16 protein-coding genes and 1 pseudogene are annotated in these 18582 nt (G+C 60.0%); 5 read left to right on the top strand and 12 right to left on the bottom strand.

Going from position 1 to position 18582, the window contains the following annotated elements; genetic code table 11:
* Positions 1 to 229 precede the first annotated feature (229 nt).
* The 3 genes from FKG95_RS00085 to FKG95_RS00075 form a co-directional block, all read right to left on the bottom strand.
* Complete coding sequence (locus FKG95_RS00085; protein ID WP_179953860.1) at positions 230 to 442, bottom strand: winged helix-turn-helix domain-containing protein; 213 nt, start codon at positions 440 to 442, stop codon at positions 230 to 232.
* Between the two features lie 51 nt (positions 443 to 493).
* A complete protein-coding gene (locus FKG95_RS00080; RefSeq protein WP_142893911.1) occupies positions 494 to 790 on the bottom strand; it encodes a hypothetical protein in 297 nt (98 codons plus the stop codon).
* Between the two features lie 252 nt (positions 791 to 1042).
* Positions 1043 to 1897, bottom strand: a complete 855-nt coding sequence (locus FKG95_RS00075) for an LCCL domain-containing protein (protein ID WP_179953859.1) — start codon at positions 1895 to 1897, stop codon at positions 1043 to 1045.
* A gap of 480 nt (positions 1898 to 2377) precedes the next feature.
* Here FKG95_RS00075 and FKG95_RS00070 point away from each other — a divergent pair, with 480 nt between their 5' ends.
* Both FKG95_RS00070 and FKG95_RS00065 read left to right on the top strand, forming a co-directional pair.
* Complete coding sequence (locus FKG95_RS00070; RefSeq protein WP_142893907.1) at positions 2378 to 3301, top strand: alpha/beta fold hydrolase; 924 nt, start codon at positions 2378 to 2380, stop codon at positions 3299 to 3301.
* Between the two features lie 27 nt (positions 3302 to 3328).
* Positions 3329 to 4180: a LysR family transcriptional regulator gene (locus tag FKG95_RS00065; protein ID WP_142893905.1), complete on the top strand. Its 852-nt coding sequence runs from the start codon at positions 3329 to 3331 to the stop codon at positions 4178 to 4180.
* A 97-nt stretch (positions 4181 to 4277) separates the two neighbouring features.
* On the opposite strand, the gene FKG95_RS00060 is transcribed toward FKG95_RS00065, so the two are convergent.
* The 7 genes from FKG95_RS00060 to FKG95_RS00030 all read right to left on the bottom strand — a co-directional run bounded on the left by FKG95_RS00060 (position 4278) and on the right by FKG95_RS00030 (position 12331).
* Positions 4278 to 4955, bottom strand: a complete 678-nt coding sequence (locus FKG95_RS00060) for a response regulator transcription factor (RefSeq protein WP_142893903.1) — start codon at positions 4953 to 4955, stop codon at positions 4278 to 4280.
* A gap of 427 nt (positions 4956 to 5382) precedes the next feature.
* Positions 5383 to 6960, bottom strand: a complete 1578-nt coding sequence (locus FKG95_RS00055) for a sensor histidine kinase (protein ID WP_142893901.1) — start codon at positions 6958 to 6960, stop codon at positions 5383 to 5385.
* 17 nt (positions 6961 to 6977) lie between these two features.
* Entirely contained in the window at positions 6978 to 8717 is a 1740-nt protein-coding gene (locus FKG95_RS00050) for an ATP-binding cassette domain-containing protein (RefSeq protein ID WP_142893899.1), read from the bottom strand.
* Positions 8714 to 9805 (bottom strand): P-loop NTPase family protein, encoded by a 1092-nt coding sequence (locus FKG95_RS00045; RefSeq protein WP_142893897.1) that lies wholly within the window; start codon positions 9803 to 9805, stop codon positions 8714 to 8716. The genes FKG95_RS00050 and FKG95_RS00045 overlap by 4 nt, the downstream gene beginning before the upstream one ends.
* 152 nt (positions 9806 to 9957) lie before the next feature.
* Positions 9958 to 10851, bottom strand: a complete 894-nt coding sequence (locus FKG95_RS00040) for an alpha/beta fold hydrolase (protein ID WP_142893895.1) — start codon at positions 10849 to 10851, stop codon at positions 9958 to 9960.
* Between the two features lie 13 nt (positions 10852 to 10864).
* Positions 10865 to 11602 carry an aspartyl/asparaginyl beta-hydroxylase domain-containing protein gene (locus FKG95_RS00035; protein WP_142893893.1) on the bottom strand — a complete coding sequence of 246 codons (738 nt, stop codon included), beginning with the start codon at positions 11600 to 11602 and terminating at the stop codon, positions 10865 to 10867.
* Between the two features lie 72 nt (positions 11603 to 11674).
* The gene (locus tag FKG95_RS00030; RefSeq protein ID WP_142893891.1) at positions 11675 to 12331 is read right to left on the bottom strand and encodes a hypothetical protein; all 657 of its coding nucleotides are present in this window, start codon (positions 12329 to 12331) and stop codon (positions 11675 to 11677) included.
* Between the two features lie 308 nt (positions 12332 to 12639).
* Here FKG95_RS00030 and FKG95_RS00025 point away from each other — a divergent pair, with 308 nt between their 5' ends.
* The gene (locus FKG95_RS00025) at positions 12640 to 14058 is read left to right on the top strand and encodes a di-heme oxidoredictase family protein (protein ID WP_142893889.1); all 1419 of its coding nucleotides are present in this window, start codon (positions 12640 to 12642) and stop codon (positions 14056 to 14058) included.
* Complete coding sequence (locus FKG95_RS00020; protein ID WP_142893887.1) at positions 14055 to 15710, top strand: CRTAC1 family protein; 1656 nt, start codon at positions 14055 to 14057, stop codon at positions 15708 to 15710. The genes FKG95_RS00025 and FKG95_RS00020 overlap by 4 nt, the downstream gene beginning before the upstream one ends.
* 105 nt (positions 15711 to 15815) lie before the next feature.
* On the opposite strand, the gene FKG95_RS00015 is transcribed toward FKG95_RS00020, so the two are convergent.
* Positions 15816 to 17318, bottom strand: a complete 1503-nt coding sequence (locus FKG95_RS00015; RefSeq protein WP_142893885.1) for a CoA-acylating methylmalonate-semialdehyde dehydrogenase — start codon at positions 17316 to 17318, stop codon at positions 15816 to 15818.
* A gap of 192 nt (positions 17319 to 17510) precedes the next feature.
* Here FKG95_RS00015 and FKG95_RS00010 point away from each other — a divergent pair, with 192 nt between their 5' ends.
* The gene (locus FKG95_RS00010; RefSeq protein WP_142893883.1) at positions 17511 to 18401 is read left to right on the top strand and encodes a LysR family transcriptional regulator; all 891 of its coding nucleotides are present in this window, start codon (positions 17511 to 17513) and stop codon (positions 18399 to 18401) included.
* Positions 18402 to 18469: 68 nt separating this feature from the next.
* Here the strand turns inward: FKG95_RS00010 and FKG95_RS00005 are convergent.
* Positions 18470 to 18582, bottom strand: a pseudogene (locus tag FKG95_RS00005) (IS5/IS1182 family transposase); the annotation flags it as partial.

The raw sequence follows: 18582 nt of genomic DNA, 5'->3' as shown, positions 1-18582 counted from the left end.
ACTATCTGCAAGATGCGCGACCAGGCAACCGTCGACTTCTTGATCCGGGAGTTTGGCTTTGAGAAGGGGAGTTAGACCGTCAAATGGTTTCAGATGAAACTCACACTCGCTCTCACCCACATCGAAACCGCCCTCAACCGCCCCCTGAACACCCCAACACAACCCGCTTTGCTCGTTTGATCTTTCTGGCCTATCCCCAGCCAGGCGCCGCTCTACTCTCACTCCGCCTTCAATCGATATCTTGCCCCTCTACCCGTCTGCAGCTTCTCCCCTGCTCGCTCAGCTTCCGCCTTAAGCTGCCCACATAAACATCCGCCACATTGGTCAGGGGGGCTTCGTTAGTGCTCCAGGCGGCTTTTGAGGATGCAACCGTGGGAGAAGACCAGGCCGGGTTTGCATAGAAGAGCTTCAGGATCTCGCGTTCCTTCGTGGTCGGGTTCAAGGGCGGGGTCTCGCGCTGATACGAACGCAAGCACTCAAGGCACTTCACCCCCTACCTCACGCTACTCAAATACCCCAGGTCCGACATCGGCAGCAGCAGCGCCAAAACCAGCGCGCAAGCGATCACGATCCACATGCGCCGTTTTGCGGCCCGCGAGCTCTGGTCGCGGCGGTAGCCGTAAGTAGCGAGGGCCGAGGCGATGAGGGCCAGGATCAGGCTGGCCAGGTTGGCGAAGGGGACTGTCATGGCGGTGGTGAAGCTGGGCGAAAGCTGATTGTGGGCGATGGCGCCCGCGAGGAGGCAGAGCGCGCCCAGCAGAAAGAGATGGGTCAGGACGCGGAGGATCATGGTCGCTCCTTTGGGTTGGGCCGGAGATCGGGAAGGCCAGAGAATTGAGTCGGCTGAAAGACACGCCAAAGGGGACACCCCGGGTTCTCTCGATCCGGGCCGCCCCCTCGGCTTGGTCAGCTGTAGACGCGCGTTTCGCGCATAGAGCAGTTTGCATTTAAGCGGCCTCGGAATTCACTGCCTCTCAATCAGCCGAGCGCTGATTTCGAACGCAAATTCCGAGACACTTTGCGGCACGCAAGCGCTAAGGGCTTAGAACGTGGCGTCGACGTAGGAGACGGTGCCGCTGCTGCCCGAGCCGTTGCCGCTCTCGATCTCGTTGCGGATGCTGCCCACGAGTTTCGACTTGCCCTCATCCATCTGAATGTGCACGAGGCCGCCGTCCTTGGTGATCTTGCCGGCGTGGACCGCGGCCACACAGATCACCGCGTTCAGGCTGTAGGAATCCGTGCCGGTGATGGCCCGGAGCCTGCCGCTGGGGGCTGCCGGACAGTTGAAGGTGAAACGCTGGCCGCGGAGTTTCTTGTAGGCGTAACCGGACTTGGTAAACTTCATGTCCCACTTGACCCGCGGGATGTAAGGCGCCCGCGCTTCGTCGGCGGCAGCGGTGTTGGCGGCATCGAGGAAGACCATGGAGCGCTTGGTGCCCGGCAGATTGGCGGAATCGACTTCGTTGCGGCTGCTGCCGGTGTAAGACTCGAGGCCAGGATTCACCTGAAGGGTGAAGGGGCCGCCGTCCGCTGCCGTGATCTTGCCCGCGTGCAAAGCGGCAACGCAGATCGGATTGTCGCTGGGATAGACGTCGGTGCCGTAGAGATCGTCGTTCTTGTCCCGGATGTTGCGGGGCGGGCAGGTCGCCGAAAAGCGCTGGCCGATAAACTTGTCGTTGTCGAAGTTGTAGCGCTTCAGTGTGTCGTTCCAGCCCAGCTCGGGGAGGTTCCGGCCCTCGTAGCGGGCAGTATCAATGCCAGAGGGAGCCTCCTGGGCGGCAGTGGTGCCGGTGGTTGTGTTCTGGCCGGTCGTGGCGTTTTGGGCCGCGGCCGTTCCGGTGAGACAAGCACTTGCAATGGAAGCGGCGGCGAAGAGTTTCAAGTTTCTGGTTCTCATAATGGACATCCCTTTTAGAATTTGATTCGAACGTAAGTGCGGCGGAGCCTGCCGATATTGAAATCTGATTTTTGAACATTCAGGTCCCTCTCCGCGGAGAGGCGGTGATAAAAATCGTTTGTCTACGAATTTATTTCACTTGTGCTTTATTAAGTCCGTCTGGCCACGAGAAGAACCCGCAAAACTGCATAATCAAAAAGTATTTCTGCAGAGACGATGTTCCTTCAGGCCGAATTCGGGAGGCCGGGCTTTCAGGTTTCGTGAGAACCACAGCGCGTTTGCCAAAAAGATGAGATCCTCCCAAAGCCCTGCTAAACCTCGTGTTTTTGGCCTATCCTGCAGGATTGCATGAAAGGCGTGCATTTATACGGGTTCATCAAGAGTTATACCGGGGGTACTTAAAGACCCGGGATCGTTCATGAGCTGATCAGTGACGAGCCCGATCGTTTCGCACCACCCATGAAAAAGCTGGGCAAGGCCATGCCAGATGAATTCGCAAAGCCGGAAGAAATCTCAAAGCCGGACAAGACCGCATCCCCCGAAGACTTTCCAAGGCCCGAAGACTTTCTACGGACGGACGCAGTGAAGCAGTTCCCCGCGAAGGGGCACGCCCGGACAAAGGTGATCGCACTGCATTGCTCCGGATGGAACGCGAAGCAGTGGCGCAGCCTTCATGACGTGCTTGGCCCCGACTTCGAACTGCACACGCCGGAGAACTACGGCACCGACAACCGGGGCGACTGGCCAGGGGAACAGCCCTTCACGCTCGCGGACGAAGCCGCCGGAGCCATCGAGATCATAGACGCAAGCGTGGACCCGGTGCATCTGATCGGACATTCCTACGGCGGCGCGCTGGCCCTCCACATCGCTCTGGCCCGCCCCCACAAAATTGCGAGCCTCGCGGTTTACGAACCCTGCGCCTACCACCTGCTGCGTCAAATCGGCAGAGAGGGCGAGGAGGGCTTCGCTGAAATCATGGAGCTGAACAGCTTTGTCAAAACCCGGGTCGCCGTTGGGGATTACAAAGCCGCCATGACCAGCTTTGTCGACTACTGGAACGGCGCCGACGCCTGGGTCACGATGCGGTCGGATCTTCAGAAACTGATGCTGCGCTGGGCCCCGAAGGCTCCCCTGGAGTTCTACGCCCTGATGGAAGAATCGGTGCTGTTGGGCTCTTATTCGGAACTGAACATGCCGGTGCTGCTTCTGCGGGGTGAGCACACGCCGACGCCCACCGAAGCCATTGCCGGTGCGCTCGCCGAGGTTCTGCCGAATGCCCGGCTGGTGGATGTATCCGGCGCCGGACACATGGGGCACGTCACCCACGCCGACGATGTCCACATGGCCATTATGGATCATCTGCTGGAAGCCAATCGGCCGCCACCACTGCGCAATACAGCATGAGCGCACGCCACGGGATGAACGGATAAGATGGACTGGAATAATCTGAAAGTGGCGCTGGCGATCAGCCGGACCGGCTCTCTGACGCGCGCGGCCCAGGTCCTCGGGGTCGACACCTCTACGGCGGGGCGGCGCTTGTCGAGCCTGGAAGCCGACCTGGGTGTACCGCTCTTCGTCAGGACCAAAGCCGGCTTTGCCCTGACCGATGCGGGCCAATCGACCATCAACCGTGTGATGGTGGTGCAGAACCAGATCGCGTCCCTGGTCGATGAAGTCACGGAATCGAATGAAGGCCCGGTTGGAACGGTGCGTCTCATCGCCAACGGCTGGATCATCAAACGCCTCACGGAAACGGCGGTCTCGGATTTCCTGCAGACAAACCCGCTGATCGATCTGCGCACCCTGACCCGCCCGCCGGACAACCTGGTGCGCAGCGGCGCATCGTTATCGCTCTGGTTCGAGACCGAGCCTAAAGACGGCGCCTTTACCATCGCCCTGGGAAAGATCCCCTATGCGGTGTACCGGTCGCGTGAGGTGGAGCACGATGTCGAAGGCTGGGTCGCGTTCCAGGACGAACTCTCAACCTTTCCCCTGCTCGAACGCGCGAACCGGCGGCTGCGCCAACGCAGCAAAGACATGCGTTTTACAGCGTCTGACGCGCAAATTCTGATGAGCGCCGTCGGCGTGGGGCTGGGGAACGGACTTCTGCCCATGTGTATCGCCGGGCAGGACGAGCGGCTGGTGCGGGTCAGCAATGGCGATCCCGAGCTTGAACGCACGCTCTACATTCACGCCTACCATGACACCGTACAGACTCTCAGGATCCAGGCCACGATCAAATGGTTGCGGGAATCGTTTGAGCGGGTGTTTCGTACGACATGAGGTTCCTGACGCGCTCTTTTGAGACTGGACCAAAAACACCCGGAGTGCGGTTTTACCCGGGTATAGAGTCTGCCTGAGCGCAGGCCGGGCGCGCACGTCAGTCCCCCCTCAGCCGGTAACCCGCCCCTCTGATGGTTTGCAGTTTGTCGCACTGCGTCCCGAGTTTGCGGCGCAGGCGGCCGACATAAACATCCACAACGTTGGTCAGGGGATCTTCATTGGTACCCCAAACGCTGTTGAGAATGCGCTCGCGTGAGAAGACGCGGCCGGGCTTGGAGAGAAAGAGTTTCAGAATCTCGCGCTCCTTGGCGGTCAGATCGAGCACCTCGCCCTCCACGGTCGCCTGCAGGCTCTCCAGATCCAATGCGATGGCGCCGACCTGCAACAGACTTTGAACGGGCGGATCGCTGAATTGAGTTGAGCGCCTTGCAAGGGCTTCGATACGGGCGATAAGCTCATCGAACTCGAAAGGCTTGCCCATGTAGTCGTCGGCACCGAGACGTAGACCCGCGACCCGTTCATCCAGCGCATCGAGCGCCGAGAGCATAAGAATAGGCGTCAGGTCCCGGCGCGCACGCAGTTTCCGGCAAAAGTCCTGCCCCTGCATGCCGGGCAGCACCAGATCCAGAACGATCACGTCGAAGCGGTCCTGCTGCGACAGCTCCATTGCGGTCTCGGCGTCGGGCGCATGGGTCACCACCCATCCCTCGGCGCGCAGGCCCCGGACGATGAAGTCGGCAACCCGGGCCTCGTCTTCCACAAGTAAAAGGTTCATGGTTCCAAATCCTCCCGGAGCCGATCATTCCGCGATTCGCAAGACGCGCGCATCGCTTGGGGAGAGAGAGACATATCGCCGTTCCTTCTGTTCGCGTGTGACACTTTGCAGCCAGGAGCGAACTTTCCGCTCAGCTACAACCTGCGCACACGGACCGCAAATGGTCTGTGTCAGATCCGGCCGGACGAGCGATCCAGCTGTAACTGAATCTCCCCGAAACGGGCCGGCTTTCATGACAACAACGGTCACTTCGGCGATTTAATCCCTGTAACGTTGTGACAAAAAAGGGGCGAGCAAAAAACTCACAGGCCCACTCGTTCCGCTGAAGTATAGCAGCTTCAGGTATCTTGCAGGTTGAGTGGGTTTTTCAATCAGAGCGAGTAACGTCTTGCATGCGCAAAATCGTCATGAGAAAGGGAAGTTTTTTTTAGGACGCCGCTTCGAGGCGTACGCGGTTTGGAAGCGTGAAGCGTGCCTCCACGCCTTCACCCGGTTCGCTTGTCAGGGCAATCTGACCGCCATGTGCCTCTACGATTGCCTTTGCCACCGGCAGGCCCAGGCCTGCGCCGCCATCGTAACGAATGGCGGCGTTCGAGCCACGGAAGAATCGCTCAAAAACATGCTCTTGGTCTGAATCGGTCAGGCCGGGCCCGTCATCAGCAATCGTCACCGCGAATCCCCCCGGGGCATAATCCAAACGGACCTGGACGTTCTCCCCACCGTAGCGCAGTGCATTCTCCAGCAGGATCGTCACGACCTGCTGAATCCGGCGCGGGTCGGCCTGCAGTTTGGCATCTGTAACAGAGGTCTCGAAGCTAACGGCCTTTGCGCTGCTTCCAAGCGCTTTCCCGGCTGTCACAGCCCGCTGCACGAGTTCCGCGAGATCGATTTCCCGGGGCCGGATCCGGACTTCGCCGCTTTCCTGACGGGCAACGAACAACAGATCGTCTACGATCCGGGCCGTGTGATCCGCCGCCTCGCGCGTCCGGTTCAAAACCTCCTGATATTCGCCGATGCTGCGATCCCCGCCGCGCAGGGCGACGTCGGCTTCGCCCCGGATAATGGTGAGCGGGGTTCGCAACTCGTGACTGACGTCCGCCAGCAGGCGTTTCCGGTTGTCCTCGGACTCCCGCAGAGTCTTGAGGAGTTTTTGCAATTGCTCAGTTCTGCGCGAGACTTCGTGCTCAAGCGCATCGCGCGACGCAGACAGGAGATCCTGCCGCTCGGCGACATTATCAATCATCTGGTTAAAGGCCTGTGCCACACTGCCAAGTTCCGTATCGCCGGGAACGTCGATACGATGATCGAGCTCGCCGCGTCCGACGGCCTCTGCCCCTCTCAACAGACGCTGCAAGGGCACAGTCAACCCCCGGCGCAGGAATAGAATGCCGAAAATGGCGGTTAAAGCGGCAATCACGCCAGCCAAAATAGCGGCAACCTCGAAGAGGACGATTGCGTATTGCATCTCCGCTGTAGTCTCGGCTACCTCCCCTTCCTCCTCCGCAAGGGCCTCCGCAATCAGGGCCTCGAAATCCGCATCTATCTTTTCATCCAGGAACTTGGAAAGCCGGTCCTGAAACTGCGCGGGATCCGAGGACTCGGCGCTGGTCTGCAGACGCTGGAACTCCTGTAAAACAGACTCGATCTTGCGTTCGATCTGCGCAAGGAGTTCGAGCTCTTCGATCTCCTCATCACCCACCAATTGGACTTCTTCGGCGATCAGGATGCGCAGTTCCCGGATATCGCTGCGAATAGCCGTGAGCAGCACGGCTTCACCGCGTCCCTGGTCTCGGTCACCGATCATCAGCGCATCGCCGAACTGCTTGAAGAGCTGGTAGGTATGGTTTGAGAGCGAGAGATATCGTCCGTGCACCTGGTACGCGAGCTGCGAACGCTCAAGGTGCCGCTCCGCAGACTGCGCGCTCCAGAGAGCAATACCGGCGGAAACCAGCGCAATTGCCAGGAGCGCACTGAAAGAGAGGGTGAGTTTGGTTAGATAGCGCAAGTCTACGCCAGCCCTTTTTATGCCACCCGGCGGGGTGCAAAGAATCGATTGGTCGGCCCCTCACAGGTGAGAAGTACTTCAGGCGGGCCGATTTCCAGTATTTTCCCGTCTTCTATAAACCATATCAGATCCATTCGGCGGGCAACAGCCAGATTGTGTGTGATCACCAGCGCGGTTGCATCGCTCTGCCGGACCAGGTTTTCGATCAGATCCGGGCCATCGGTATCGAGCGCATCGTCCGGCTCATCCAGGAGCATGAGCTTCGGGTCCGCAAGTGCGGCCCGCGCTAAAAGCAGCCTGCGCGCCTCGCCAGCCGAGAGATTCCGGCCCGCTTCCGAGACCTTTTCGTCAAGCCCGCCAAGCCGGTCGATCGTCTCGCATAATCCGAAGGTGTCCGCCGCCGCCAGTATCTTGCTGTCGTCGGGCCGGTCAGAGACGCCCATGGTAAGGGCACGGCGCAGACTGCCGGCGAGAATGGGTGAATGCTTGCCGACCAAAGACAAGAGGCTCCGGCGCTCTTTCGCGCTCAAACCGACCGGATTCCGGTCTCCAAGCAGTACCCTGCCGTTATCAGGCTGCTCCAATCCGGCAGCCAGGCCAAGAAGGGTGGACTTGCCCGCGCCGTTCCCGCCCACGATCGCGATCTTTTGCCCCGGTTCGGCGGTGATCGTTACATCATTCAAGAGCCCCGCTGAAACATTCGTGAACCGCAAACTGCAGGGTACAGAAGGGAGAGGTGCAGCCGGTTTATCGTTGGGAAGCTCGAGCTTCGGTGCTGCAAGCATCGCGTCACACTTATCACGCGCGGCGATCCAGGCGCGATGCCGGTCCCAAACGCCGGCCAGGTCGCGAATAGGCTGGATCAATAGTCCTACTGCGGCCATGGCACCCGCTGCATCGGCGCCGGACGCGCCGGCGCGCAGGGCTGTCCAGAAGACGGCAGCAGCAGCGAGCCCGGATATCACATCTGGTATCGCCGTCAGGACTGCGGCACCGCGCGCGCGCTCAAGAGCGGACGCGACAAGTTTTTTCGTGCGCCGGCGCAGATGCGAGGTTTCGATTTCGCTGCGCCCGAGGAGCCGCAGTTCGGGCGCATGGGGCACACGTTCACTCATATCGGCCGCCAGACGGGCACGGCGCGCCCGCAAGCGTTTGTGTGCCGGTCCGAGACTTGGCCCAATCAATGTCATGGCGATCAGGCCGAGTGCAATCGGCACCGCAGCGGCTGTCGCGAGCTTGGGATTCAGCAGGTAGAGAACGACGCCGGTCACAGGCAGAAGGATACAGGCGGAGATCAGTCGGGCGACGCCAAGGCTGACCCAGCCGCGGACCGATGCCAGATCTCCGACGAAGCGCATTGCCAGAGCGCCCTTTCGGCGCTGTGACACGCTCCGCGCGGACATGCGGGAAAGGTGCTTGAAGAGTTTCAGGCGCAAGGAGGCTGCATAGTCCTGCCCGACGCGTTCTGCCAACAGACGCTCTCCGACTCTTAAAACTGCGATGGCCAGACCGCCGATCACGATCAGGGCCAGAGCGAGCGTTGGCAGGATCGCGTCGTTCTCGCGAAAGGCTGCGAAGACATCGCGGGTCGCAAAGGCCGCAACCCCCGCGGCAATACCCTGGCCGAGGGCGAGGACCGCGACCAGAAGAATGCTGATCTTACGGCCCTCGCCGAAAATGCGCGGTAGGCGGCTCCGGACACCTCGGCCCTTGGACTGAGCATCCGGGCGCTGAACGCGCGTGAACAGCGAGGTCATGCTGCAACTCCGATTTCGGAAAGCTCCAGAGCGTGGGCGCCCTGTTTGGCAAGCATCTGTGCGACGAGTGCATTCGCCTGTGCAGGATCACAGAGTGCACTGCGCGTGACGACCTGAACACCTGTGGCAGCCTCTGCTTCGGCCGCTCCAAGCGGGGAACAGCTCACCATGCCTGTGACCGCAGCAGGCTCAATACCCATTGCGCGCAAAGCGGCGCAGCCACCGGCGGCAGCAAGGGCATCGGGTGCCGCGAAGACCATCCCGGCAAAGCCGTCGCGGACATGCGGTTTTTTCAGGAGATCCGCCGTCTCCTTCTGAAACACACCGTCCGCCAATTCGACGACGGCAACATCGCAGCCGTCACGCTTGGCATGCGCCAATAGCGTGTCCAGACCGGCTTCGATCCGGGCGAGAGGCTGCCGGTAGGTGGAGACCATTCCCGCGTCGGTAAAGTCCGCGACGTAGCGCGCGCCGGTATCCACAAAAGCATTGAAGTCGCCGAACGCCCCGGTGCCTGTCGCTTTGATAGCGGCGACCTGGTAACCGGCGCGACTCAAGCCGTGCGCAAGACCCGCAACCGCAGTGGTCTTGCCTGAATTCATAGACGCGCCCACAACGCCCACCACCCTCAAACCTTCTGGCCGGGTGACTTTCTCCAGTGCATAGTCCGCGAGGTTGACCGCTTTGCCCGCGGCATTTGCCAGCAATCCGAGAGGAGTGATGCGGGTTGGCGCCGACATTTTGGCATGGCGATGCCGCATCCGGCCCAGAACGCCGCCACCGGCCAGCATATCAGCGCCTTGCGGATCCAACTCAGCAAGTCCTTCGAACTGATCCGGAGCATAGCGGTCGCCACAAGCGAGCACGACCAGGTCACCGATGTAGAGTTCAGATGCGCGGCCTTGAGCCAACTGGATTTTTTTGTGGGATCCGATGCACTCGACACGGCCGAGAACAAGATCGCCAGAGGTGGCATAAGACAACATGTCAAGCAAACCAACTGCGTCTTCGCGAGCAACCCGGCGGGTAGAAAAGGCCCATTTAGCCTGGTCGAGTGTATTAAGAGCGATGGGAGTAAGGACGGTCATTTGATTTCTCCTGAATTTTCCAGCACGCGGTAAAGTGCGAAACTAAAGTGTTTTGAATTTGTTTGAGTGAGTATGGAGCAGTCTGTTGAAGAGCGTCTGTCACCTTGATGAACTGACCTTCAAGGGCCGATGAACACCAGATGAAGACCACTTCAGATCTGCTTCACGGCCTCCCCATCTTCCTGCTGTTGGGAGTAAAGTGAAGACTGCTCCAGAGCTGTTGCGACGCCATCCGGCAGGATCAGGCGGTCGAGGCCGCCATACTGAACGCAATCCTGAAAGTCGTGACCGCAGCCGGGCATAACCGAAAGCGTGATCCGGGGAGTCAAACCGCGCTCTGAAGCCGCCTTACAGAAGGCCGCGCTCCAGCGTCTGGCCCGCGTAAGGCGATCCCTGCCCTGTTGCGCGTCGATCTCCGGCCCCTGGCGCGTGTTATCGTCAGAGACGCAATCCTCTTCCCCGATGCAGACCTGAACCGGGATTCGCAGAAACTGGTCTAAACCTGCCGCGAAACGCGGGCCCCAGTCGTTGGTCTTTCCGGGCCGTTCGTTCAGGCCGTAAGGGAAAGCCGCATCATCCAGAAAGGTGTACCAGCCAGCCGATGATACGGTCAGGCGCGTTACCAGTTGAGGATATAGCATCGCAAAGCGGTGAGCGAACTGCGCCCCACCCGAGTAGCCACAGAGCTCGAAGTTTCGGGTCCGCCAGGTCCCGGTGAGACGCAATTCTGTCATCAATTCCAGCAGAGCGAGGTCGGCACGTTGACCCCGCACGACCTGCTGGTATTTAGGCCAATTCACCTTGTCGAACAGAGGCGCGATGACGGGACGTCCGAGTGCGGCGGCGCGGGGAGCGAGAGCCTCGGCCTGCTGTTTCGCACCGCGCCGGATACCATGGACCGCGACGATCGGCGTCGCGTCCGCCGGCATATTCGAAGGGAGCGCAAGCCAGCAGGAAAGTGCGCCTTTGCCTTTTGCGGGCCGGTAGAGAAGGGTGACCGTTTCCGAAGGTGCACAGCCCGGAAGCTCGGATACAGGGTTTAACATCAATTTATCCTTTTCAGGCGGCCGTGCCGAAAACGCGTTCGGCGGCAGCACGAGGTAGAAGATCGAAAATCATGTGAATCCGGTCCTGATCGCCGTCGTTGTAGGCTTCATGGACCTGTTTATTGTCAAACCACCACAGTTCGCCCTCCTGCATCCGGATTTCTTCATCTCCGGCCTTGAGCCAGGATCCGCAAGCCGATTTCAGAACCAGGTGATAGCGATTGCGGACGGCGTAGTATTCGCCGCGGTCAATATGCGGATAGACGCGCCGGCCGGCGGGTAGGCAAACGATCTTTCCGCGGCTGAGCAGGCTATCTTCCGCTTTCGCGGTATCGCGCAAAAACTGACAGGCGAGCGGAAAGTTGACCGAACCGCTTGTCCAGCGGCTTTCATGCACATCGCTGCGCTTGCGACCGGCGATGGCCGACTTTCGCAGACCACGCAACGGAATTGCCTGTGCTTCACGCTGGACTCTGATTTTATTCTGGCGACCGGTCGACTGATCCCACGCCCCCTCGACGGCTGCAATTTCGTCAAGATAAGGCTGAGTGTCGATGGCTGTTAGTAAGCGTCGGAAATACTGCATGTCGGACTCCTTGAGAGCTTCACAGGAGCACGCCACTCCTGTTGGGTTTTTGGCTTCTGTGGACCGGCAGCGACCTTGAGAGGCGCCGCCAATTTGTGAGTCCGCACTTATCACGGCGCGTCGCTCACTTGTGTTACTAAATTGTTTTTTAACGGCTATTTTCATTTTCGTTCACGCGTTCTTGCTTCTGCGTTCATTCCGACTTCATCTGAAATTCATCTTGTCGGACCCCGGTAATCAGTTGATCCGGACCCAGGCTTCTTCGACACCGTTACGCCTGTGCACTTCTCGATAAGCGATGGGACCCTCACCGGGAGCAAACCAGGTCGTCCGGACACGACGGCTGTCGTCACACTCGACAACATAAGCCGGTGTCGCGGCTCGGCCCTCGCGCAGAACATCAACTGCGTCGGTGACCTCGCAGCGGGTTTTTCGGCTGTAGCTGCGGCCTGTATGCGATACGGCGCTGCGCTGATAGCTTCCGACACTTCCGACGCGTAAAGGATAGAGAGAGTCGAGTTCGCGAACCTTGGCCTGACCCGTATGCCAGCTGCTCGAGGTTCCGCAATTTGCCCAGCTGTCGGACGGTGAAAACCAGTCGCCAGCGCGCGTCCATATGCATCCGTTTCCTTCGCGGACGCGCACGCCGTTGCCAAAGGATTTGACGTCAAAGGTCTTGCGGCTGCCGTTCTCAAGATCCGCGACGGTCATGCTGGACAGCGCGTTGGCCGAAGGCCGCTGCACCGGTGCAATCGATGCCGTCAATGGCCGTGTCTCAGGACCGACTGGCGCAAAGAGTGAGGTCACGGAAGAAATGGTCGGAATTTCGAAATCATCGGTGATGGAACAGGCCGCGAGCGGCAAGGCAATCAAAGGTGCTAAAAGACGTTTCATCGTTGTATCTCCTGTTTCGCGACCCTCTCGTTTGGGCCTTTTCAACAGAACAACGGGCGCAACCGGAAATCCTTCCCGAAAAAATTTGCTTTTATCGATTTTTTTCTAATTCTGTTTTGTATCAGCTAGTTAGAGTGACGTTTTTTTTCGACAACAGCACTCTATCCTCGGGAAAGCGCAGACTTTTTGCGCATAACGGATGCATGTGACTCGCAAAAGCCAATGCACTAAACTTCGCGCATCCTTGCCCGTGCGTGGAATCCTGCAGCGGAGTAAGCTGGCAATACAGCAACGGGGGAAAGCAGTTTATGAATAGGGATTGGCTCACCCGGATTTCAGCCTTGGGGCTTATAGTCTCTGCCTCGGCTGCTTTGGCCGGGGAGCCGTGGGAGGAGAGAGTCCATAAAACCCATGTAGACCAGACCCGCTATTCCGGCGACCTCGACCCCACCCGCTTGAATACGCTGACCGGTCACGGCGAACGGCTTTTCAAAGCGAAATTCACACTGCACGACGGCGTGGGGCGCCCCATGGCGACGCAGGCCATCATTCCCACAAAACGCAAACGCCTGCCGGAAAAGCAATTCCATCGCACCGCCGGACTCGATGCAAACAGCTGCGCCGGCTGTCACAACGACCCGGTCACCGGCGGCGCTGGCGATTTCTCGGTGAACGTCTTCGTGTCGGAAGGCTTCACCAATGCCGATTTCGACACGACCGATCCGCAGTTTTCCAACGAGCGCAATACGAACCACCTCATGGGTGCCGGCCTTATCGAGCTGCTGGCGCGCGAGATGACGGCGGATCTTCACGCCATCCGGCGCGAGGCATTGCGCGCCGCCCGCAGCAGTGCCGAAACGCAAACCCGGAAGCTTGTCACGAAAGGCGTGCAGTTTGGCCAAATCATGGCAGGTCCGGACGGCATCCTCGATCTGAGCAAGACCGAAGGCATCGACAGCGATCTTGTCGTGCGGCCCTTCGGACAAAAGGGCGTGATGACCTCGCTCCGGCAATTCACGATTAACGCGCTGAACCATCATCACGGCATGCAAGCTGACGAGCGCTTTGGCGCTCGCTGGACCGGAGAGACAGATTTCGATGAGGACGGTGTCTCCGGTGAGATCTCCACTGGAGACATCTCCGCGCTTGTCGCCTGGCAGGCAACACGACCGCCCCCCCTGCAAGTCACGCCAGAGGACCCTGCCTGGCGTGCAGCCGCCGGTAAAGGCGACCTGTTGTTCGATAGCGTTGGCTGTTCGAGCTGCCACATCAGAGCCCTCCCGCTCGAGGCGCTTTCGTTCGAAGACCCCGGACCCTTCGACGCCGCCGGCACACTGCGGCAGGGCGAGGTGGATGCAGCCTCCACCTACAATCTTGAACTGCTCGACTGGGCGAGGACACTGCCACGGAACACAAGCAACCAGATCATGGTACCGCTCTTCGGCGATCTGAAGCGTCACGCCATGACGGATCGCCAGGTGGCTACACTCGGGAACGAGTTGCTGTCGCAGCGTTTTGTCGAACGCAACGTTTTCCAGACCTCGGAGCTGTGGGGCATTGGCTCGACCGCGCCCTACGGCCATCGCGGCGACCTCACGACGCTCGACGAAGTCATCCGCGCGCACGGCGGCGAAGGACGGGAAAGCCGGGATAACTACCTTGCACTTTCCGACGGCGATAAGTCCGCGCTCATTGCATTTTTGAAGACTCTGGTGATACCGGAATGAAACGGCGGGGGCTCTCTCTGATCCTTGCCGGCTGCCTTGCAACGCCAGTCGCCACGGCCGAAACGCTGGACCAGAGGGCAGGGCCAGCGCTGGATATTCCCGTCATGCAGGAGCAGGCAGCTCTTGCCGGGATCGATCACCGCTACGGCGGTCCCTGGGAGCACTTCGTGGGCGGCGGGGTCGCGGCGTTCGACTGCAACGGCGACCGCATGCCGGATCTTGCCGTTGCCGGTGGCAGCAACGCAGCGAAAGTCTATATCAACCGCAGCCGTGCGGGTGGCGATCTCAAGTTCGAACACAAACCCGATGCCCTGAGCGAGGGCGTCTCCCGACGGACGACCGGCTTCTATCCTATCGATATTGATAACGACGGCATCAAGGATCTCGTGGTCTTGCGGGTCGGCGCGAACGCCCTTCTCAAGGGCGGCCCCGACTGCACCTTCACCCGCTCGAACCGCAGATTCTCCTATGACGGCGGGCGAAACTGGACCACGGCCTTTGCCGCGACCTTCGAGGCCGGCCAGGTTTTCCCGACCCTCGCCTTCGGTAACTATGTCGATCGGGCCGCGCCCGGTTCTCCCTGGGGCACCTGCCATGACAACCTCCTGCACCGGCCCGATGGAAACAGCGAAACACCGGATTACGCCAACTCCCAGCGACTGACACCCGGTTACTGCGCCCTCTCCATGCTCTTCACCGACTGGAACCGCTCCGGCGAACCGGCACTGCGGATCACCAATGACCGCCAGTATTATCGCGGCGGGCAGGAGCAACTCTGGCATCTGGAACCGGGCCGGCCAGGCCGCCCGTATCGCGCCGCCGACGGCTGGAAGAGCATCAAGATCTGGGGTATGGGCATCGCGGAAGCCGACCTCAACGCCGATGGCTTTCCGGAGTATGCCCTGACATCGATGGGCGATACGAAGCTGCAGACTCTCGATGCAGAGAGCGAGGAGGACCGCCCGACCTACCGGGACATCGCCTTCGAACGGGGCGCAACAGCCCACCGGCCCTACGTTGGGGAAGACCTCAAGCCTTCCACCGGCTGGCACGCCGACTTCTCGGATTTCAACAATGACGGCCGTCTGGATCTTTTCGTCGCAAAGGGCAATGTGGAACAGATGCCCGATTTCGCCGCTTACGACCCGGATAACCTGCTGCTCGGGCAGCACGACGGCAGTTTTTACGAGGCAGGTGCAGACGCGGGCATCGCACTTGATCGCCGGGGGCGTGGTGCCGCGGTTGCCGACTTCAACGCGGACGGCCTGCTCGACCTGGCGGTCGTCAACCGCGAAGAACCCCTGAGCCTCTTCAGAAACCGTGGCGCGCGCACCGGCTTCGGAACGCGCCCCATGGGAAACTGGCTGCAAATCGAGCTGCAGCAGGAGGATGCGAACCGGGACGCCGTCGGCGCATCCGTCACCATTAAGTCCGGCAACGACACCCGCATCCGCAAGGTTCAGGTCGGGGGTGGCCACGGGTCCGGAAAGCTTGGCTTTCTGCATGTGGGGTTGGGCACTGCAGAACGCGCCGAGATCCGTATCAAGTGGCCCGACGGAAGCTGGAGCGCGCCCTACCGCGTTTTTGCGAATAACTTTGTCGTCATCCGGCGCGGTGATGAAACCGCCCGCTACTGGTACCCGCCGGAATAAGGTTCAAACCGACGGCGGCTCAGGAGATAACTTCTTCTCAAAAAAAGAAAACCCCCGCCAGGCAGATCTGGCGGGGGCAAGTGTGGAAGGTCGTTCGTTCAGAAATCAGCCGAGTGTCGGCATGGTGAATTCCGGGTCCGTGCGTTGACCGGTCGGCCAGCGCGTCGTGGTCGTTTTGATCCGGGTGTAGAAGCGCACACCCTCCATGCCGTGCATGTGATGATCACCGAAAATCGAGGCTTTCCAACCGCCGAAGCTGTGGAAGGCCATGGGCACGGGGATCGGCACGTTGATGCCGACCATACCGACTTCGATATCCTGACTGAAGTTGCGCGCCACGTCACCGTCACGGGTGAAGACGGCGGTGCCGTTGGCATACTCATGCCCATGGATCAGATCAACGGCATCCTGATAGGATTGCTTGCGCACCACGGAGAGAACCGGACCGAAGATCTCGTTCCTGTAGCAGTCCATGTCCTCGGTCACGTTGTCCAGCAGCGTGCCGCCGATGAAGTAACCGTTCTCGTAGCCCTGTTTGTCCTGCTTGAAACCGCGGCCATCGACCACGACCCTGGCGCCCTGCGATTCGCCGCTGTCGATATAACCGCGCACCTTGTTCAGGTGCTGTTCGGTCACCAGAGGACCCATCTCGGAATCGCGGTCGGCCGCGGGACCGATTTTCAGGGCTTCGATCTGCGGCACCAGCTTCTCGATCAGCGCATCGGCCACGGCATCCGTCACCGGGACCGCAACCGAGATCGCCATGCAGCGTTCACCGGCCGAGCCATAGCCTGCGCCCATGAGCGCACTGGCAGCCATGTCCAGATCAGCGTCGGGCATAATGACCATGTGGTTCTTCGCGCCGCCCAGGGCCTGGACGCGCTTACCCATGGAAGTGCCCGTCTGATGGATGTACTGCGCGATCGGGGTGGAACCGACGAAACTGACCGCTTTGATATCGGGATGATGCAGAATGGCGTCCACGGCTTCCTTATCGCCCTGAACGACATTGAACACGCCTTCCGGCAACCCGGCTTCGCTCAACCATTCGGCCAGCAAAAGCGAGGCGGAGGGATCGCGCTCGGATGGCTTCAACACGAAAGTGTTGCCGGTCACGATCGCAATCGGGAACATCCACATCGGCACCATGGCCGGAAAGTTGAAGGGCGTGATGCCCGCGCAGACACCCAGGCTCTGGCGGATCATCTGGCAGTCGATATCCGGTCCGACGTTTTCGGAGAATTCACCCTTCAGAAAGCTGGGCGCGCTGGTGGCGTACTCGACCACTTCCAGACCACGGGTCACTTCGCCCAGAGCGTCGTCGTGGGTCTTGCCGTGCTCGGAAGAAATCGCTTCGGCCAGTTGAGGCGCACGATCCCAGAGGATGGACTTGAACTTATCCATAATCCGGGCGCGGCGCAGGGCCGGTGTCTTCGACCAGGCGGGCCAGGCTGACTTTGCGGCGGCAACGGCTTTGTTCACCTCGTCCACGGATGCCAGCGCCACGGTTTTTTCGGATGTGCCCGTCGCCGGATTAAAGACGGGCTGGCTGCGGCCGGACATGCCTGCAACAGCAGCTCCGTTAACGTAATGCGCGAGTTCGGTCATGCTTTCCTCCTCCAGATCGGATTTACCGGACCGGCAGGTCGCCTTTGTCGCGCCCTTCTCATCCCGATCTCTTCTATTTGAATGCAAATCTATCGACTCCAACACTCCACCGATATACACAATCGAGATGATCTACTATTCATTTTTGGCGATAACACCAAGGAGCGTTAACAATGACCCTTGGTATCAGATATGAACTGGGATGACGCAAAGTACTTTATTGCGGTGGCTCGGGCAGGACAGATGCTCGGCGCTGCAACCCGGCTGGGCGTGAGTCAGGCTAAACTTAGTCGCCGTATCAATGCCTTAGAGCAAGCTCTCGACAGCAAACTCTTTGACCGCAGCACCGGCGGTTGCGAGCTGACGGCCGACGGCACGGCCCTTCTGGAAATCGCCACGCGGATCGAAAGCGAGTTCCTGGGCGCTCAGTCTGCACTCAAAGGATCCGAGAGCGACGTCTCGGGAACGATCCGCGTCGGCGCGCCCGACGGCTTCGGCATCGCGTTTCTGTCACCCCGCCTGCACAAGCTGACAGCGCGCTTCCCCGATCTGCAAATTCAATTGGTCCCGGCACCGCGCAGCTTTTCCCTGTCCCAACGTGAGGCAGATATTGCCATCATGGTGGGCCGGCCGGAAAAGGGGCGGCTCAGGGCACGCAAACTCACCGACTACAGCCTGGGGCTCTACGCTTCGCAAAGCTATCTGGAGCGTGCTGGCGCGCCCCTGCAATTGACCGATCTGCACGAACATCAACTGGTTGGCTATGTGGAGGATCTTATCTTTACACCGGCCTTGAATTACACCACGGAGATCCTGCGCGGCTGGCACTCAAGCATCGAGATCTCCAGCGCACTGGGCCAGTTCGAAGCCGTGAAATCAGGGGCCGGTGTGGGCGTGTTGCACGACTTCATGGCGGCGCCCTGTCCCGACCTCGTCCGCCTCTTTCCCGAGAAATCGTTGCAGCGAAGTTATTACACCGTGTGGCACGAAAGCATGAAAAACACGAAACGCATCGCGATCTTCGCGCAGTTCCTCGATGATCTCGTAAAGGCCGAACGGGCGATGTTTACGCCAAAGAGCTAGGGTCTGTTGAGGTTTGGTGTATCTCTTGGCATCCCCGGCGATGTCCTGGACCACACTAGGGTCGGGACTCAATTGATCCACCAAGTGATGGAAGCGGCGAGGCATATGGCCGCGAGGAAGGTGTCGGCACGCTTGTCGTAGCGGGTCGCTATCCTCCTGAAATCCTTGAGCCTGCAGAACA

It is taken from the genome of Denitrobaculum tricleocarpae (assembly GCF_007004665.1).
GTDB lineage: Bacteria > Pseudomonadota > Alphaproteobacteria > Kiloniellales > Kiloniellaceae > Denitrobaculum > Denitrobaculum tricleocarpae.
The sequence above is the reverse complement of the archived record's forward strand: the minus strand, read 5'-3'. Positions and strand labels throughout refer to the sequence as shown.

What these genes read in the sequence shown, in the direction of transcription:
- FKG95_RS00080 (WP_142893911.1), bottom strand. Translation starts at nt 790, where the DNA reads ATGATCCTCCGCGTCCTGACCCATCTCTTTCTGCTGGGCGCGCTCTGC.
- FKG95_RS00075 (WP_179953859.1), bottom strand. Translation starts at nt 1,897, where the DNA reads ATGAGAACCAGAAACTTGAAACTCTTCGCCGCCGCTTCCATTGCAAGT.
- FKG95_RS00070 (WP_142893907.1), top strand. Translation starts at nt 2,378, where the DNA reads ATGCCAGATGAATTCGCAAAGCCGGAAGAAATCTCAAAGCCGGACAAG.
- FKG95_RS00065 (WP_142893905.1), top strand. Translation starts at nt 3,329, where the DNA reads ATGGACTGGAATAATCTGAAAGTGGCGCTGGCGATCAGCCGGACCGGC.
- FKG95_RS00060 (WP_142893903.1), bottom strand. Translation starts at nt 4,955, where the DNA reads ATGAACCTTTTACTTGTGGAAGACGAGGCCCGGGTTGCCGACTTCATC.
- FKG95_RS00050 (WP_142893899.1), bottom strand. Translation starts at nt 8,717, where the DNA reads ATGACCTCGCTGTTCACGCGCGTTCAGCGCCCGGATGCTCAGTCCAAG.
- FKG95_RS00045 (WP_142893897.1), bottom strand. Translation starts at nt 9,805, where the DNA reads ATGACCGTCCTTACTCCCATCGCTCTTAATACACTCGACCAGGCTAAA.
- FKG95_RS00040 (WP_142893895.1), bottom strand. Translation starts at nt 10,851, where the DNA reads ATGTTAAACCCTGTATCCGAGCTTCCGGGCTGTGCACCTTCGGAAACG.
- FKG95_RS00035 (WP_142893893.1), bottom strand. Translation starts at nt 11,602, where the DNA reads ATGAAAATAGCCGTTAAAAAACAATTTAGTAACACAAGTGAGCGACGC.
- FKG95_RS00030 (WP_142893891.1), bottom strand. Translation starts at nt 12,331, where the DNA reads ATGAAACGTCTTTTAGCACCTTTGATTGCCTTGCCGCTCGCGGCCTGT.
- FKG95_RS00025 (WP_142893889.1), top strand. Translation starts at nt 12,640, where the DNA reads ATGAATAGGGATTGGCTCACCCGGATTTCAGCCTTGGGGCTTATAGTC.
- FKG95_RS00020 (WP_142893887.1), top strand. Translation starts at nt 14,055, where the DNA reads ATGAAACGGCGGGGGCTCTCTCTGATCCTTGCCGGCTGCCTTGCAACG.
- FKG95_RS00015 (WP_142893885.1), bottom strand. Translation starts at nt 17,318, where the DNA reads ATGACCGAACTCGCGCATTACGTTAACGGAGCTGCTGTTGCAGGCATG.
- FKG95_RS00010 (WP_142893883.1), top strand. Translation starts at nt 17,511, where the DNA reads ATGAACTGGGATGACGCAAAGTACTTTATTGCGGTGGCTCGGGCAGGA.